The organism is Treponema primitia ZAS-2, from assembly GCF_000214375.1.
Lineage (GTDB): Bacteria > Spirochaetota > Spirochaetia > Treponematales > Breznakiellaceae > Termitinema > Termitinema primitia.
Genome location: NC_015578.1, coordinates 434486 through 452538, shown reverse-complemented (window position 1 = coordinate 452538; position 18053 = coordinate 434486). Strand labels below are relative to the sequence as shown.

At 33.3% G+C, this 18053-nt stretch carries 15 protein-coding genes; all 15 read right to left on the bottom strand.

From position 1 onward, the window contains the following. Window positions 1-418 precede the first annotated feature (418 nt). Window positions 419-1474: an acyltransferase family protein gene (locus tag TREPR_RS17755; protein WP_015706602.1), complete on the bottom strand. Its 1056-nt coding sequence runs from the start codon at window positions 1472-1474 to the stop codon at window positions 419-421. Between the two features lie 61 nt (window positions 1475-1535). After that, window positions 1536-2987, bottom strand: a complete 1452-nt coding sequence (locus TREPR_RS01945; RefSeq protein WP_425358175.1) for an SLBB domain-containing protein — start codon at window positions 2985-2987, stop codon at window positions 1536-1538. Between the two features lie 151 nt (window positions 2988-3138). Continuing rightward, entirely contained in the window at window positions 3139-4518 is a 1380-nt protein-coding gene (locus tag TREPR_RS01940) for a hypothetical protein (protein WP_015706600.1), read from the bottom strand. 223 nt (window positions 4519-4741) lie between these two features. Next, entirely contained in the window at window positions 4742-6361 is a 1620-nt protein-coding gene (locus TREPR_RS01930) for a hypothetical protein (RefSeq protein WP_015706598.1), read from the bottom strand. 63 nt (window positions 6362-6424) lie between these two features. Continuing rightward, window positions 6425-7432 (bottom strand): GumC domain-containing protein, encoded by a 1008-nt coding sequence (locus TREPR_RS01925; RefSeq protein ID WP_015706597.1) that lies wholly within the window; start codon window positions 7430-7432, stop codon window positions 6425-6427. Window positions 7433-7467: 35 nt separating this feature from the next. Then, window positions 7468-8568 (bottom strand): glycosyltransferase family 4 protein, encoded by a 1101-nt coding sequence (locus TREPR_RS01920; RefSeq protein WP_041611367.1) that lies wholly within the window; start codon window positions 8566-8568, stop codon window positions 7468-7470. A gap of 169 nt (window positions 8569-8737) precedes the next feature. Further along, entirely contained in the window at window positions 8738-9349 is a 612-nt protein-coding gene (locus TREPR_RS01915) for an acyltransferase (protein ID WP_015706595.1), read from the bottom strand. Then, window positions 9350-10270, bottom strand: a complete 921-nt coding sequence (locus tag TREPR_RS01910; protein ID WP_015706594.1) for a hypothetical protein — start codon at window positions 10268-10270, stop codon at window positions 9350-9352. Then, window positions 10270-11166: an alpha-1,2-fucosyltransferase gene (locus TREPR_RS01905; protein WP_015706593.1), complete on the bottom strand. Its 897-nt coding sequence runs from the start codon at window positions 11164-11166 to the stop codon at window positions 10270-10272. The genes TREPR_RS01910 and TREPR_RS01905 overlap by 1 nt, the downstream gene beginning before the upstream one ends. 36 nt (window positions 11167-11202) lie before the next feature. Next, window positions 11203-11988: a DUF268 domain-containing protein gene (locus TREPR_RS01900; RefSeq protein WP_081468617.1), complete on the bottom strand. Its 786-nt coding sequence runs from the start codon at window positions 11986-11988 to the stop codon at window positions 11203-11205. 194 nt (window positions 11989-12182) lie between these two features. Then, on the bottom strand, window positions 12183-13040 hold the full coding sequence (locus TREPR_RS01895) for a hypothetical protein (RefSeq protein WP_015706591.1): 858 nt from the start codon (window positions 13038-13040) through the stop codon (window positions 12183-12185). 91 nt (window positions 13041-13131) lie between these two features. Continuing rightward, window positions 13132-14142, bottom strand: coding sequence for an NAD-dependent epimerase/dehydratase family protein (locus TREPR_RS01890; protein WP_015706590.1), 1011 nt, complete (start codon window positions 14140-14142; stop codon window positions 13132-13134). A 14-nt stretch (window positions 14143-14156) separates the two neighbouring features. Further along, window positions 14157-15224: a hypothetical protein gene (locus TREPR_RS01885; RefSeq protein ID WP_015706589.1), complete on the bottom strand. Its 1068-nt coding sequence runs from the start codon at window positions 15222-15224 to the stop codon at window positions 14157-14159. Between the two features lie 2 nt (window positions 15225-15226). Further along, complete coding sequence (locus TREPR_RS01880) at window positions 15227-16075, bottom strand: aminoglycoside phosphotransferase family protein (RefSeq protein ID WP_015706588.1); 849 nt, start codon at window positions 16073-16075, stop codon at window positions 15227-15229. A 9-nt stretch (window positions 16076-16084) separates the two neighbouring features. Beyond that, entirely contained in the window at window positions 16085-17656 is a 1572-nt protein-coding gene (locus tag TREPR_RS01875) for an ABC transporter ATP-binding protein (protein WP_245534814.1), read from the bottom strand. Window positions 17657-18053: the final 397 nt, after the last annotated feature.

The window sequence follows — 18053 nt, the reverse complement described above, 5'->3', positions numbered from 1 at the left end:
CATGCTCTCTGGCCAAGCAAAGCGGGGTGAATCTTACAAGCAGATACGGCGAGGATTGTGTAAGCGGCAAAAAGGATATGTCCGTATTGCCTGCTGACCAAAAGTGGGCTATATTTTTCAAGTATAGGAATGTCGAAAAGATGGCAGCCCTGATAGGGGAACTATGGGCGCGGACTCTATTCCGTGAGAAGGCGGCCATGGACTACAGGTCCGGACTAGACGATTGCAGAGCTTAAGCGCAAGCTGCTGGAAGCCGGGAAGGACAAGAATTAATCAACATACCCCGCAGCAAGTACGTAAGCAGTGGGGTATATTCGCTCCAAGTAAGGACAGGGGAGAATATAGGCGGGACATTTTTCTGAATAATGTCATTTTTAAAGGAAATAAAAACACCAGGAAAACAACGAAAAGCGCATTGTTACCTCTCCATTTTTTTTATAATTTTAGCCCCTATTTTTTGAAATGGTTTCTCAATAATATTATATGACACGGATGATATTATTGCTGCTATTAATGTAACGATAACAAACCTAATAATATAATTTATTATGCCATTATTTACATAATCTATAAATTTTATTTTTGTCAATATTTTTAATACTCCAAAATGTACTAAATACATACTGAAGCTTATTTTACCTAAATAAATAAAAAATGGGTTTACAAATATTTTTAATTTATCATGGCTCAGAGAAATTGAAAATAACAAAAACCCTATTCCAAATAAAACATGTGATCCTACTCCGGTAAACAATAGTCCCAATATACACAGGCTTAATAATAACAAAGTTCTTTTTGATACTTCCCACAAACTTTTATTTTCAATAATGATAAAATACATAATTATTCCCAAACAAAACAAAGGTAATTGATTAGGAAAAAATTGATACCAATAATAGCCAAAATCACCAACTGAAATTATTGTTGACAACAACACATAAAACGGGATCAATATTATTGAAATTAGCAGTAATTTTGTAGCACTATTTATATTATTTACTTTATAAAATATTATAGGCATTAATGCATAAAATATCATCTCAACACCAACAGACCAACCTCCAGGAACTAATGTATTAATCCACGAAGGCCTAAAACCATGTAAAAATGTAAAATGCGCTAAAATATTCCACACTGTAATTCCCGGCTGATTCGATCCGAAATAATAAACAATGATTGCTATATAAAACATTGGTGCAATTCTAAAATATCTTCTAATAAAAAAATTTCTAATAGGGAAATGTTCATGTGAAAAGCGTGTTTTCAATGACAAGAAAAGTGTAAAAGCACTGGTTAGATAAAAAAGTTGTACACCCATTTGGCCATTATTAATGACAGGCTTTATCAAATCAGGAACAGTAATATTTCCATGTTGACCAGTATGTACTGCTATTACTCCTAAAACTGCAATACCCCTTAATACATCAACGTAATCAAAACGCGTATTACCTATACTATTGGTTTCATTATACACGAAAAATATCCAAATTCATGGTCAATTTTAGATGGCAAAAGACAAGAAGATAAGATGGCATTTACTGCGTAATAAGCAGAGTAACGGTAATAAAGGTAGAAACAACAGACAACACGGTGGTAATTACCGGCCCATACTGGTTAAAATAATACAGTCCGCTGTTCGCCCGAGCGGTGATGTTCGTTTCCGGGGTAATAATATCCTTCTTCGTCAGCTTCTTCCCCGCCAGGTCCACGATATCCACTTTCTCGCGGGTATTTCGTTCCGGAAGAAAGCCCCCGGCCAAGCCGATATAGTAGTCCCAGGACCGGTCAGGAATGTAGGGGAAGCGCCCCGGCGAATAGACCGCACCGGACACCGTTACAAAGTACTGCCGGAAGGGAATGATCAGGGTATCGTTATGCTCCACCAAATACTGACTGCGGTACGACGAATCATAGAGCATAGGATTCAGGTTTAAGGGAATACGTTCAGCCCCCCGGATGAGGTAGGCGTTTTTAGTGTCCGAAATAGCCGAGAACCAGGCCTGGTTCCGCTGTACCAGGGAAGCGTAGTTCTCCCCTGCATTGAACCGGATCGTCAGCCGGGTAGCGGTGGTCAGCTCGTCCCCCTCTTCGGTCACCCGGACCGCCCCCTCCACAAACATTACCGGAATAAGTTCAGCGATCGAAGGAACCCGAATAGTGTCCAGATGCTGCAAGGGGTAACCTGAATTAATAGCATCCCGGGTCAGGTAGATCTTATCCCCTGAATCGACAGCGCTCCCCACCTGCCGCACCAGTTCTATCCGGGAAGGGTCGGCTATCGGGGAGAGTCCGCTGGCATAGTAGGCAACCAGTTCCTGGAGGCTTTCCCCGGGCAGCAACTGATATTCCCCAGGACGTTCCACTTCCCCAGTCACGGAGACCACCCGGGTAATATGGTTCACCGTAATCACATCCCCGGGGCGGAGATAGGGGTCCTGGGACATATCCCCGAAGCGCTGGGCCTTAAAGAGGTCATAGGCCCGGGTTTGGCCATTCAGGGATGTTACCGACACATCCCTAAGAGAGGAATAGGGGGTTAGGTTTTCGTCGCCTAAGAGACCGGAAAGCCGGGCTAAGGCCCAGGTTACGACTTCCCGAGAATTTTGCACCTCCCCGGCGATCTGGACCCGGAAGGACGCCGGGGAGGTGAGGACCAGCTGGCCCCCGCTTAAGGGGTAGTTGTTGGTAACGATGGCTTCGACTTCGGCCTTAAGCTGCTGGTAACTTTTCCCGGCGGCGTTAATCACGCCCAGATTAGAGACCTTAATGCGGTAACTGGTATCCACGACGATCTTGTAGACCACAGGGACGGTACCGGCGGCATATTCCAGGGTATAGATGTCCCCGGCAGTGACCCGGTAATCGGGGCTGGAGAGGGCTAACTGGGCGGATTGCTGTAAAGCATTGGATTGCCGCGCTGCTTCGGTAACACTGGTCTCTTGTGCAAAGGCACTCAAAGGTATAAGTAAAAAGAACAAACCTATCATTTGCCGCTTCAAGTGTGGGTCCCCCGTAATTTCATCAGCCGAAAATTTTGTAATATCATTTTCCTTGAAAACTTTGAACAGTTTACTATAAAATTACCCTTAAAATTATTTTGATCAATCGCCATTTTTTATCTTGGGACAATTATAGTTTTTAGGTGGCCTTAAATAAATACAAAGTACGTTCGCTTTGCGGTATCAATGTCTTTTTACATAATTGAAAATACTTGCTAAAAGCCAATTCGAACCCCTTCTCGTGGTAATCGGGAAATATATCAATGCGTGTTTTTAGCAATAGTCCAACCTGTGAATCGCTTTTTGGCACAAACTCAATAATAAGATATTTACATAATGATGACAGCCATGCTGCCAACATCTCTAATGGCAAATTATTTGAAATAGCCAAATGGTGTACTACCGCCAGCATCAGGACTACATCCGGCCTCTTCCGTTGGGCAATAGTTTTGCGTTCCCTGTTTGCAAAGCCGATGGCGGGACTCGGGCAGGTCAGGTCAAGCAACAAGGGCAGCATTTTCTCCCCCGATTTTCGGGCAGCAAAGTAATTCCGGCTTACCGCAACCGGATCAATATCAAATGCAACGGCATACGCGCCCTGGCCTATGGCACACCGGGAATACCGCCCGTCATTGGCGCCAAAATCCCACACCAGAGAAACGGGGGCAGTCCTGTCCAGATAACGCCCGACAAGAGCTTCTTTCTGCTGCGCAGAATTATCGGTATAATTCGTGGCAGAATAATAATCCCCCCATTCGGTAATCTGTTTTTTAGGCTTCAAGCTCTGTACTGAACGTATCAGCGACTCAATCATCGCAACAAGCATAGCTTTACTGAGAGTTAGCCGAGGCGGCTCCCCTGCTTTCCCTCCTGCCTGCCCGTAGCGAGTCACCGCCATGGCATGAATGTGTATATGCTGCCATGCGGCAAACCCGCCTTTCCCTCGCAATAGCCGATCCGCAAGGTCCAGGGGGATACCGTCAATATACTCCTGCATCAGTTTACCCATACGCTGATCCACATGGAGCATAAGCATCAGGGGTGCAAAAAAATGTCTGCAAAATTGCCCGTATGCAACCCATGGGCCTTCTTTATACATTTCAAAGGACAGGGTGTCTATAAGCACAGCGTGCCCGTTTATAAACTGGATATTATAGGCGCTTGCATCTTTCAGGGCCATGCCAAACTGCATGGCTAGAAGCTGTATACGCAGGGTTGTTAAAGCAGCATCCTGGTACTGTTCAAAACACCATTCATAGGGATATGAAATAAAAGGCACCTGTTCAGGAAGGATCAGCAGTTCATTAAGATTTTCCTGATTGACTGTCTCATGGGGGACCAATAGCCGTGCTGTAATTAACGCATCATATAAACCAGAAGACATCAAGTGCCGGTACTGGTTCATATATACGGGGTATATTTTCCGGTAAACCAGACCATCATGTTCAAATACCAAGCCCGAGGGGTCCCGAAAGGAACTAAATTCGTTCTCTTGCTTTGCCGTATCAATCGATATCATACGCCGTCTACTTATTCGAATTTAGCGGGAGTTACATCTTCTTCCGCCTTGCTTTTGTTTTTTTTATTTCTTAGCCGGATAAAAAATATCTTTAGTTTTTGCCGAAAAATATAAAAAAAAGAACCCGCAGCAGCGATTCCCGCGATAAGCAACTGAATAACCATGCTCCCAAAACCTGGATCAAGGTACATAAATTTCTCCTTATCTTTCTCTAACGATATTATTATGGATGGGCATCCAATAATTCATAATTAGGGCCAACATACCGATTGACCAATTCCCGGGTAATATTAAGCGGATCAAGTGGCACATCCAAACCGCCCCAACGTTCCGGTATCCTTACCGCGCTCATTGTCTGATTTTGCATTAACCGTACTTTTTCTGCGTCACCGCCAGATATCGCAAGCATTTGTTTCCGGGTTTCTTCACTATGCAAACCATGATCAGCCTGTATCACGATTACTGCATCAGGATCTGAAGCAATAATCAGGTCAATAAAGTTAACCAGCATATTTCTTACATAACGATGCTGAGGTGGATAATTATAAGGGTCCAAAATCGTTCTTTCTGTTCTGGCAGCAGTAGAACCATCTTCATTTAAATAAAAAGGAAAATGAGCTTTTGAATCATGTATGATGCATATTTGCGGTTCCGGTCTTTCCATTATTTTAGCTAAAGCGTCAATATGCCAAGTATCGCCGCCTGGATAAGCAGCTCCGTAGATTGATTTTTTATCAATACCAGATGATTTTATATTTATCATTTCCATCGAGTTATCCTTAAATTTCCCAATAAAAGGAATTATTATATGTGTAAAAATGAGACCGGAAAGCGCCGTGTTTTCTAGAAGCTCAAAAAGTTCCTCTAGTTGGTTAATACTTGCAAGCTCCGAAACATCCATACCGTTTATTTTTAATTCTTTCCCATTAATATAATAATGTGTCGTCACTGGATAAAAATATCTAGTGAGGCTAATTGCGAGAATATTTGTTTGATAGCCTCTGGCATTAAATCCCAGAAGCAACTCATTGTTTCGCCGTCCAAAAATCGTATCCAAGTTCGTTAAAGACTTCTGGGACGAATCATAATTATCCAGATTAATTGATGTCAGTATAGGGGTCATGGTTGAGTCATAATAATTAGGACTCATTAATGCTGGAACAGCTCTGACAGTGGCATGACCTATTTCGAACTGTGCCTCACGGTTAACAAGAAAACCGCGCTCTATTAAGTGAGATTCAAATTTCAACTGAGAATCGTCAAAGAGGTCTTCCATAGCTTTGAATCCCAGCATGCCGTCCATAAACAACCAATATATATTGGGGGTTAGAGTATCAGAGTCAATGTTAAATGTTTTTACGTAACCTAAATCAGAAACGGGCGAATTCTTACTTGAAACAAATGAAAAAGTTGCAGGGACAATATTCAACAAAAATATAGCCGCTTCAAATACAGCTATAAATAAAAATGGTTCTTTTTTTCGTAACCGATGTCCAATACAAAACACGACAACTAAAAACAAAATTATCAATATAAACAATATTGAATATCTGGACAACCTGGATAAACGTACAACTATTGGAAGTAATATTTTTCTATAAATATTTCCAATGATAAAAAATAATATCCAAAAAACAACTATCATAAGCGATGCTGCCTGTGACGATTTTCCAACCAAGGCAACAATCCAATAAAAAATAGCACCACAAAATGCTAAAGTTATCGCCACAATAAAAACATGCCAGTAATTCAGATATGAAGAATTTCTTGCATAAAAATAAAACATAAATATAAATGGCGGCATAACAGAAATAAATAGGTACAACCAGTTTTTATTTTTCATTGTTTTCACCAGAATTATTGAGGCATAAATAGATAGCAAAACGAAGAATAATTAATCGCAGTTTCAAGTATGGGTCCCCCGCAGTTTTGCCATGGCTTCAGGGTCTTTTCTGATATTAGCGATAGCATTCATAATAAAGGCGAGGAACACTGAAAAAAAACCGGCAGCAAAGGTTACGATAATGCAAAGCATTCCCCGGTTCGGACCGGATTTCTGGTCCGGAATTTCGGCCATTTCAAGGATTTGGAAAACCGGCTTTTCGCTGGCCATGGTTACTTTCAGAAGTTCATACTGGACTTTAAGCTGAGTATAAACCTGCTGTTGGGCGCCCAATTCCAAGGCAATACGGCGCTGTTCTAAGGCTATTGAGGGTATAGTCGCTGCCGCCCCACCACCGGTAACCGAAACACCCAATTTCTGGCTTTCCTGCTCCAAATTTTGTATTTCCCGGAAGGTATTTTCGATGTTTCGTTCCAGGTTTTCCCGTTCCAGCTTATTTTTATCAAGGCCCAATTCGTTAAACCAGGCTTCAAGATAATGCATACAGAAATTAACCACTTGCTGCACAAAAACCGGATTAATATCGGTAAAACTAAGGCTAAAAACACCGCTTTTCTCATCATAGGATGCAGTAAGCTGCTTCTTTACTTTTTTCCGGCTTTCCGCTCGCGGGAATTTTTCGATTTTATACTGAGTAATAAGGTCAAATTCATCAACTACTGCATCTAAAAAGGAATTAGTACTAACAAGAAAAATGGCAAGATCACTAAAAGATGCACTAGCATTAACTCCGGCAAGAGCTGATAAACCTCCGAGGCCGCTTGCACTAAGCATAGTGGATATACCACTACCTGATGAAGAGCTATTATTAATGAGCATGAGGGCTGTAGGAGTATATTGATTGGGAAGTGGGGATTTTTCAGGAGGCAAGACGAGGGATAAAACCGAATATATAACCACTCCAACTATAGCAATAAGAGTAGTAACAATTATCATAACCTTTCGATGCCAAAGTATCGCAAGAACATCAATTAAATTAATCCCTTTTTCGTTATCCTGTTCTTCATTCATGAATATTCAATTCCTTATCATCATTTTGTTTTTCCTTACCGTGCAAGCTGCACATTCCCTAATAAACTCGAATATACCTGTGCTGTTTCATTAGCACATCTTTCCCATGAAAATTGTTTCACCCTTTCTTTTCCTTTACTTATTAATTGTTCCCGAAGGCTAGAAGATGTTATTACTTTCTCAATAACCACACGCATATCTTCTAAACTACAAGGGTCAAAATATTCGGCCGCATCACCAGCTATTTCGGGAAAACAGCTAGAATTACTAAGAATTATCGGGCACCCAGAAGAAAAGGCTTCAAGAATTGGCAATCCAAATCCTTCGTAAAGTGATGGAAAGATAAAAGCAGAAGCCTTACGATATAATTCTATTAATTCACAATCTGTTACCATTTTACAAAAAACCATATTTTCTATTTTATAATTTTCAAATAATCTCATTTCTTTATTGGAAAATTTCTGTCCGGTACAAATTAATTTTAAATTATATTTATTCATTAATGGAGCTATTGCAATAATAAAATTATTAAAATTTTTATATCCATGTCTACTTCCGGTAAACAACAAATATCTTTCTTTTTCTTGTTCGATATTATTAACAGGAAAAGTATTTCCACGATAAATCACAACAATCTTATTTTCAGGAATATCAGAATAAATTGATAATAAATCCTCTTTCGTTTTTTCTGATGTTGCGACTATCTTATCTGCCCGAATAAAATATTTTCTTTTATTATTTATAACTTTTTGAGGATTTCTAAAATTTTTCGGAAATTTTTCATAAATCATATCATGTACATCAATGATAAGTGGAATTCTATTTGTTTTTTTCAATTTCAATATATATGGATCATAATATGTAGGATGTATGATATCATATTTTGCTTTTTTTATTAAATTAATTGATTGTGTTCTATTCAGTGTATTTACTATTCTTTGCTTCCCTTTAAATTGATATGGTATTAAAAAATTTTTATATGTTTTTAATGTTCCCATATATTCATTATCAGAAAATATTCCTGATAATTCATAATCGAATAGACCTTGACTGTGCATCATTAATTCATAAAAATAACGGGAAATCCCACCAAACTTCTGCCATGAAAATACTTGGTGATCATATAATATCTTCATAATATTACTATTATTCCTCAAAATATCGTGAAATATTACCAAATTTCTGGCTCGAAAATATTTGATAATCATACAATACTTTCATTTACTTACCTGCCAACTTTATATTGCTAAATATATTCAGCATGTGTTTTTATAAAATAATATCACCTCAATATATTTAAAAATATTATTTTCTAATTCTTTTTATAATTTTTGCTGGATTTCCAGCAACAACCACCCATGGTTCTACATCTTCACGTACAACTGATTTTGCACCAATAATAGCTCCTTCGCCGATTGTAACACCATTTAGTATTGTACAACCAAAACCAATCCATACTTTATTGTTTATTTTTATTGGGGCGCTTTTTACTGTAGTCCAATCTTTATTCCGCACAAAATCCCCATATTGCTGATAATTATTTCTCATATCAAATAAATCTTTATGCCTATTATTCCAGTCAAACGAATGTGAATTATGATCGTATATATTACACCCCCATGCAATTTCAACATCGTTTCCTATTTCAATTTTATTAATTGAAATTAAATTAGTATCACTATTTATGAATGTTCTTTCCCCAATAATAATTGATCCCGTTATTGATTCAAATATAAAATTATTATTAATCATTGAATCATTACCTATAATAATGCTTTGGGATTTTCGTTGTGTTCTAAATTCTATAGTACACTCAGGTAATATCATTGCAGTTTCATCGATTTTTATATACCTATGATTTTTATGAATAACTTTATTTAATTTATATTTTTTATATATTCTTCTTAATAAAAACATTCAAATTTTAATTCCTATAATCATTTTTAATCTTAATATCACTCTTTTAAAAAATGGCGCTACTACATAAAATGAAAATTGTTTATCATACGTCTTTAAAACATTCGTATCTCCCGGATGTTTTAAAGTTGCTTCTAATTCATGTATCGGTAAATTCCCCAAAGGATGATTTTCATCGAACGTATGGCTTGAATCTGAACCAAATCCAATATTTGAAACTAAATTATATTTTGGTACTATTGTTTTTTTATTCATTAGGCTTCGAATAAACAACCATTGATAGTCCCATGCACTCGTGTCCATTTGAATCTTTGCTTCTTTTGACTTTAAATTTTTTTTAATTGTATAATATGCTCTGTTATTGTTAATATTATGCTTTATTATTTTCCAATTTTTAGCAATCATCATTGGTTTAATATTATCTGTAAAATATACCCATGCCCGTTTCCAGGTTGCCCAACCCCAATTACCCCCAAATATTGAAAAAAAATAATCATATTCAATATCTTCTTTAACATTTATATTTGTTCCTGATATTGCAAATATATCATTGTCATTCTTGTACAATAAATTTAACTCCATACAAAAACGAAAAAAATCTAGGTGCGGTATACAGTCATCTTCCAGAATGATACCGAAATCTTCAGTTTCAAAAAACCAATTTATTGCTTTGATAATAGCCCATTTACATCCTTGGTTTATTTCGGAAAAAAGGGTTTTTACTTCGCATTCCCAATCAATTGCATTAAGTACATATTGACGAATGATATCACATTTTGTCCTTTCGCCCTCCTTTTCAACACGCGGGCCATCAGCGGCAATATATAATATCATTGGTTTAGCATCCCGAATTTTAGCAAAAACCTGTTTTGTAGTTTCAAGGCGATTGAAAATTATAAAAAGAACCGGAATATTATACATTATTTATCAATCACAAATGTTTCAACATCAACTATTTTCATATATGATGCCAATGGATTTTTTTGAAACTCAATTCTGCTTGCAAAACCCATCCAGTATTTTGGGGCTAATATTATGTCTTTGTTTTTCATAAGATAGCTACCCCACCAGCTAAATGAACTTGGGCTCAATATGGCATTATTACATAAAGTCATTATTGCAAAGTCAACACCGTAATGCTGATTTTCTGAAATAATCATATTTTCAAGATAAGTAAATTCAGTTTTTATTAAGTTTATTTCATCAGATAAAAATATAAAATATGGATTTTCTATTACTTCAAGAAAATATTTTATACAACTATGAAAATAAGCAAACGGTAATATAACTGATTTTTCACAAACTTTAAAATTTTCATAGTCTCCCCTTCTGATATGAACAAATATTTTATTAGCGCCTACTGGTATCATCTGAATAAATCTTTCAGCTTGAATTATAAATTTTTGTTTTAGCTTAATTTTTCCTACAATTTCTTTATTAAAGAATATTTCAGACTGAAAAAAATTTGATTCTATATATTTTATATTCGTGAATAATCCTTTTTTAAAAGAAACAGTATCACCTTCCCTTTGATATTTTTTACTAAGTATATATTCTTCTTTTACAAATATATATGAAATTACATTATTGTATGCCAAATAACAAATAAATGATTTAGCAATTCTATTCATACAAAAACTGATTATTTTAGAAAAGTATTTAATTTTTGTAAATTCTATTTTTTCAAAAATATCGTCTATATCTTTAAACCCATTGCCAAATATTATAACATTTTCATTTTTTTGCTGCAATGTTTTAATAAAAACATATTGAAAAAATTGATTACCTAGTCCACCGTCTGACCAAAATAATATCATTATACTTACCTACCTATTCAATAAATCAATAAGATATTAAATCTTTGTCATCTCAAATATTCCACAACCCCAAATGCATCCAAAATTATTTTCTAAGCTAGAATTTGAAATTTTTATATCTTCATGTAAATCGCCATTATCATCAACAAAAGAAAAATTATCAATATTATAGTATTTGTCAAATAACGATAATAGATATTTCATTGAAAAAACCCTATGCGCATTGAATTCAAGGCGTTGCGGACCAATTGGTACTGAAAAATATAATTTTCCACCTTTTTTTATAATCGCATACAAATTCTTTAACCCCAAAAGGTAACCATCAGGATTTATTGGGTCACCATATCTCCCTAGCCCAAAGTGTTCCAAAGCATGGAGGCATGAAACAGAATCATAAGATTCTATCAATTCAGTTTTTAAAGGAACTGTAAAATCTTGCTGTACAAACTTTATATTAGGTATACTTTTAGCCAGTGGACGTATATCAAGAACATCGATTGAACGAAAACTGGCTATGTGCGCAACAAATCCATCAATACGTGAACCAATATCTATATGATTATGTGGATTATTAATATATATCTTTCTTGCTACAAGTAAATCTTGATGAAAATAATGACCTTTCACAGAACCATTTGTATCATGCTTGTCATATAGGCAAGGATATAAGCTTTTAAGCGGAAATACCCCCTCTCCGTCATCATACTGTCTTTTAAAATTTCTTAAATCATTAAGAAACCATGAATATGATTTTATTCCCTGTATTGTTTTTAGAGGCGCTATACCAAATAGCGTTAAAAATATATATATTTTTTTAAACATTTTATTCACTATTAAATAATAATCAGAACATGGGAATATAGCTTAGATTCGTTAATTGCAAATATGATTTATAAGAAACTTTTATGATTCATATAAAATAATATTATTTTAATTTTATTACAATATTCCAATCTATTATTATAAATATTTGTTGCCTAATTATTTTTATTTTTTGTTTATTCTTCACTATTATATTATCTCTTAATAAGATAATGTACTATACCATAAGGTAATAAACATTTTATCATTTTTTTAAATATTCGAAATATTAATACATGTAATTTTATTCTCTGTCTCTTGCCAATTAATCGCCAATATGTATTTTTTATTCCAATTGGCTCAAGCATTGCGCCATTAATCCAATGATTATACCATAAATAATCACCGCTATAAAAATTCCTTATTAATTCATTACGATTTAACGTTGTATGAAGATTAGTAGCTTTATCAATCGAATATTCAGTTCCAAAATATAATAAATCATTTCCGCCAATAAACCGTCTATCCACAATTTTATTATACTCTCCACCAATATAAAATATTCCATTTCCAGGAATATCTATATTTCTTGTTTGGTAAAAACCAAGAATGTCATCCAGTATGAATGGTTTATAAAACATGATATCAGGCCGCGTAACTATTACATAATCATAAATTTCCCCAAACTCATTTTTGTAATCATGCCTCAATTCCGATGATTTATATACAGTATATGTAAAGTTAAAAAGATGTTTGTAACTATGATTAAATCCAAATTTTGAAGTAATTATATGATCCGTAACTTCAATTTGATTTTCTATCAAAAATTTTTTAGGGCTATAATATTTATAAATTTCTTTAATAATATCATCAGTTACTGGTTTATTACTTTTTTGTCCATTCTGATTATACCAAGTAATATTTGAATGATCGGATTCTGTCCATGTATGAATGAAGACATCTACGTCATAACCATTATTTCTATTTGCTTCCACAACATTTTTTATAAAATTTTTATAAGTAGATCTGTAAGTGCGCAAATGACCAAATAACTGTATTGCGATTTTTTTCATTGCTTTCTCTCTGATAATCTTATGATAATAATGTTACAGCCATCACACGATAACTTTAATAAAGTAAGATATATTTTTCAGACATTTTCAATTAATATTTTTTTAATTGGAAATCAACTATCCTTTTTAACCCGCTTTTCATACCAATCTGACAAGTATAGTTAAATTCGTTTTCTATTTTATTATTCGAACCAATACAATTTTTATAGACTTCTTTTTCTATTCTAGTGCGCAAAAGATTATATTTTGCTGAAAACAAGCCAGGATATTTGTTCCAAAAGTCTATTGGGTTACCGGTATTCACTTTAACTGGCTTTCCAAATATATCAAAAATCATATTAACAATTTCCATTGCAGAATATCCAAAAGATGAACAAAGATTAAAAATATCTGCACAATAATGCTTTTTAGAATATATTATCATCTCAAGGTAAATCATTAAATCGTCAATATATATATAATCTCGTTTTACATCGCTAGTATTAAATATGATTGGCGTTCTTTCCGCGCTTATTTCTCGGATCAAATAACTAGTAAACGGAGGTTGAAGTCGCTTAAAATCCTGATGCGGTCCATATACATTAAAAAAACGACAAATAAAAATATCCATTTCATAATTTTCAGCATACGAACGACAAATCTGTTCTGCCGAGAGCTTCGTTGTAGCATAAATAAGGTTAGGGGATACTTTTAAATCCTCCGTCATTTTTTCTTCGTGGTTGTTTTCATATAGTGCAGATGTTGAAGCCATTATAAATTTTTTAATATGAGAGTCACGCATACTATTTAATATATTAATCACCCCTAATGCATTGACTTCAAAGGCTTTATCGGGATTTGATTCACATTCGGGGAGTGAAGATATGCCTGCAAAATGGAAAACAATATCAACACCATAAAAATACTTGGCTATTTCTGGATTTCTAATATCATCAATAATCAATTTTGAAAGGAGTTCCTGACCATTATCTCCTATAACAAGATTTTCTTTATATCCGTATTCCATATTATCAATTAACACAAGGTCAATATTTTTTTGAAATAAATATTTTGCAAACTCAGATCCAACAAATCCTGCAGCTCCAGTAATTAATACTTTCATATAATCCTCCTATACTAAAATAAATAATCAGACAAATCCCCATTTCGTTTTATGTTAATAGCTTCACAACTTGGGTAAGGATTGGTCGGTGCAAAATCATTTACGATAACACGACAACTATGATTGCATCCCATTATTAAGCCATGCAATTTTATATTATTATCATCAAAAAATTTATTAATATTTTCCCTATATATTTCTTCTCTACTTGTAGTAATGATTATCTGAGCTCCTTTACTATAAAGATCTTTTACAATGCTTATATTTTCTATTAAAGGATCCATACTATTACTCCAGTTTTTTAAACCATACTTTCCTCTGTTTTTCAAAAGTACACCATCAAGGTCAATAAAATATGTTTTATATTTCTGTTGCACAATTTTCCAATCATCAAGTGTACCCCAATCTTCATAATCCTGCGCCTCAATAAATTTAAAATTAGCTTCATTTAAACCTATTATATAAGAGATAACATGAGAGAGATATATTTCGCGGTTATTTTCATTATTTTTTTTTATTTTATTATAAGCTCGAATAAATATATCAACATCGCTAAAACAATATATTCCAATACAAATAAACTGCGATTTAATTTTTTTTTCTATTATATCAACAATAAACCCTTGATCATTAACAATTAAAAAACTTTTTGCGGATAGCCTGTTTATTTCTTTGTAAAAAGTTTCAATATTTAACCCGACTATTGCATTATTAAACTCATTTATATTGCTAATTTCTACATAATTATCTGAATCTTTTATAACAATTTCTCCGGTTATATGTTTTTTTTCTATGGTTTTTATTACTGTCTCAGCTTGACATGTAGTAAAATCATCTAAAATACAAATTTCAATATTTTTATCATTATTATAGAAGATTTGTTCAAGTATTAACTTTGATCCATAATCTTCATCATGCTGCTTAACAATAGTAATAATTACTCTGTCAAATATATTCATATTAATACCTGATAATGATTTTGCAATCATTAAACTACCATCTGGATGGGTTAATAAATATTTTGGTTTCATATTTGGAAATCTGGATGATTTTCCGCCACAAGGAATAATAAGAGTTTTCATAATTATCTCTCCCAATTTCGATGATAAATTTTACTATTTATAGACACTAAGCTTTGTTGTAAAAAATCATAGGTTGATTCATCTTTTGTATATGGTAATATTCTTAATAAATTAAGTAATAATAAATAGTAAATTGACTCTACTATTTTCTCTCCATCATTCTTTTTAAGTAATTCTGTCAGCATAATTTCTTTTAGCACCAATAATCTTATAAATAAATTATTATCTATTTTTTCTTTTCTATAATGCCAAAATAATTCAATATCTTGCAATACTTTAGCAATATCAATTTGCCAACTATTATAAAAACTATCAAGAAAATCTATAAGGTATAAATTATTTTGTGATACAATAATGTTTTCTAATGTTAGATCTCCATGACATTTTGAATATTGTATATAATTCCATTGATAATTTTCCAACTTATTTAATACCACATCAATTATTTCGCTTTTTTCAATGATATTTTCTGATAATGTTTTTACTTTTAATAAACATATTTTCTTTGCATTTGCATCATATTCAATATTATCAAAAGACGAGGGAATTAAACTTAAAAATACTTGAGCAATGTCTTTAATTTTTTGTAATTCTATTGTTTTCATATAATCAGCTAAAGTTAATCCATTAATATATTCCATGGAAAACCAAAACAACCCTGATTTATCAGCACCTTTATCAATAACTCTAACAGCACTAAAAATATTTCTAGAATATTTTTCCTGTTTCTTGCACTGCTCTTCAAGTCGCTTATTATAAGATATATCTTTTGATCTCTTAATAACAATATTTTTCTCATTTATATTTATCAATTCAATTATACAACCCGAATGACCATTTAGCTTAATCATAAATTTGATTTACACTATCTTTCCATTATTGATTTTTATCACTCTGTCGCAAAGATTCACAGTTGAAAGCCTATGCGCAATTACAATTAGTGTTAGTGTTTTTTTATTGCTTACTTCATATATTTCATCCATAATTTTTGCTTCTGTTTCATTATCCAATGAAGATGTAGCTTCATCAAGCACCAAAACCTCTGGATCATTATATAAAGCTCTTGCAATACCAATACGCTGCTTCTGTCCACCGCTTAATTGTATCCCAGCTTCCCCTACTTGTGTATTTATACCTTCCTTTGTTAGTAAAAAATCCCAAATATTTGCCATTTGCAGTACATGTATCATTTTTTTTTCATCAATTTCAGTACCAAATGCTACATTTTCGGCAACTGTATTATCAATAAGATAAATACTTTGCGGGATATATCCTATCTTATTACGCCACATACGAATATTCTTTTCAGTAACTGGAATATCGTCTATATAAAGTGTCCCTGTCAAGGGTTTATTAATTCCAATTATAATATCAGCAAGAGTTGATTTACCACTTCCGCTTTCACCTGTAATAGCGATTTTCTCACCTCTTTTTATTTCAAGAGAAATATTGTTTAAAATTTCCTTATCCGGAAGATAAAAAAATGAAATACCGCTAAGTTTTATTGTTTCTTTGAAAATTATTGAATCATTTCCATCCTTCTCTGTCTCTTGATAAATATCATTATAAACAACATCAAGTGGATGCTCAAGATAAATAATACTATTAAAATTTGTTAACATTCTTGATATTGCAGGTAAAATTCTATAAAATGCTAGAGCATACATCATAATCAATGAAATAACTTTGTCAAAATTATGATATTGCCAAACAATAATAATAACTAAACTAACAATACATGAAACTCCAAAACACTCTAAAATTATTCGTGGCATAATACCAAATGAATTGCTTATTATTTGAGTACGAGCTATCTTTTGCGCTGTTTGATCTACATTATTTAATATCCCACCATCATTTCCTTTAAGCTTAATAAATTTAAAATTCCCAAAAGTTTCACTTAGCATTTGATATAATACCTGATACGATTCAGTGCGTTTTATACCTTGTTGTTTACTCACCTTTGCTACTATCGTCATTATTCCAAAGACTGATAAACCAAATATTATAGTTAATATCAATGTAATGCGCCATTCCATTAAAAATATTAATATGTAAAGCAATAATACAGTAAATGTCTCTGAAAACATTTGTATTAAATTCTGTAATAGTAAACTTACTTGAAAGGCTTCTCCTGTTATTACTTCCGTAAATTGGGTTGAATTCCGCTGCACGTACACCTTATATGGTAAAGTTATATATGTTTTAAAGAGATTGAAAATAAGATACCGAAACATTCCAAATGAAAACCTATTTAATAAATATATATAAAATATATTATAGGCTGAACGAAAAATGTACAATAAAATAATAAAAATTCCAAAAAATATAATAAAGCCATTATTACTCGTAAAACGAAATGCATCAAACAATTTCTTATACAAACCGTCATTAAGAATGACTGGATTTGAAATCACAGAAATAAATGGCATAATAATAGAAACTGCAATTGTTTCAATTATTGAAAATAGTATTGTGAGGAAAAACACGAAAACAAACTCAACTTTTTGTTTTCGTGTAAGTAACCGTCGAATTTTTTTAGGTATTTCAGTAAAAATATTTAGATTCATTATTATGTTTATTTATTCCGTATAAAATACAATCACATCAATGTTATTAGTAAATTCATTTTTTGTAGTATTTTTAAGCCTTTCAACGAGTTTTACCAGGACCTTAAAAATAGTTTTTGTTATTTTTAAAAATTCAAACATAGCGTTTGCTCAATATTTTTTACCCTAATTGAGCTAATAGGTAATTTCTTATGTAATAATTTTGACAATAATTTAAAACATAACCCACCTACGTAACATAGCGAATAAAGCCAATGAA

Excerpts from the sequence above, each read along its gene's own strand:
- TREPR_RS01880 (WP_015706588.1), bottom strand. The coding sequence starts at position 16,075 with ATGATTAAGCTAAATGGTCATTCGGGTTGTATAATTGAATTGATAAAT.
- TREPR_RS01930 (WP_015706598.1), bottom strand. The coding sequence starts at position 6,361 with ATGAAAAATAAAAACTGGTTGTACCTATTTATTTCTGTTATGCCGCCA.
- TREPR_RS01920 (WP_041611367.1), bottom strand. The coding sequence starts at position 8,568 with ATGAAGATATTATATGATCACCAAGTATTTTCATGGCAGAAGTTTGGT.
- TREPR_RS01890 (WP_015706590.1), bottom strand. The coding sequence starts at position 14,142 with ATGAAAGTATTAATTACTGGAGCTGCAGGATTTGTTGGATCTGAGTTT.
- TREPR_RS01925 (WP_015706597.1), bottom strand. The coding sequence starts at position 7,432 with ATGAATGAAGAACAGGATAACGAAAAAGGGATTAATTTAATTGATGTT.
- TREPR_RS01910 (WP_015706594.1), bottom strand. The coding sequence starts at position 10,270 with ATGTATAATATTCCGGTTCTTTTTATAATTTTCAATCGCCTTGAAACT.
- TREPR_RS01940 (WP_015706600.1), bottom strand. The coding sequence starts at position 4,518 with ATGATATCGATTGATACGGCAAAGCAAGAGAACGAATTTAGTTCCTTT.
- TREPR_RS01945 (WP_425358175.1), bottom strand. The coding sequence starts at position 2,987 with ATGATAGGTTTGTTCTTTTTACTTATACCTTTGAGTGCCTTTGCACAA.
- TREPR_RS01905 (WP_015706593.1), bottom strand. The coding sequence starts at position 11,166 with ATGATATTATTTTGGTCAGACGGTGGACTAGGTAATCAATTTTTTCAA.
- TREPR_RS01875 (WP_245534814.1), bottom strand. The coding sequence starts at position 17,656 with ATGCCATTTATTTCTGTGATTTCAAATCCAGTCATTCTTAATGACGGT.
- TREPR_RS01895 (WP_015706591.1), bottom strand. The coding sequence starts at position 13,040 with ATGAAAAAAATCGCAATACAGTTATTTGGTCATTTGCGCACTTACAGA.
- TREPR_RS01900 (WP_081468617.1), bottom strand. The coding sequence starts at position 11,988 with ATGTTTAAAAAAATATATATATTTTTAACGCTATTTGGTATAGCGCCT.
- TREPR_RS01915 (WP_015706595.1), bottom strand. The coding sequence starts at position 9,349 with ATGTTTTTATTAAGAAGAATATATAAAAAATATAAATTAAATAAAGTT.
- TREPR_RS01885 (WP_015706589.1), bottom strand. The coding sequence starts at position 15,224 with ATGAAAACTCTTATTATTCCTTGTGGCGGAAAATCATCCAGATTTCCA.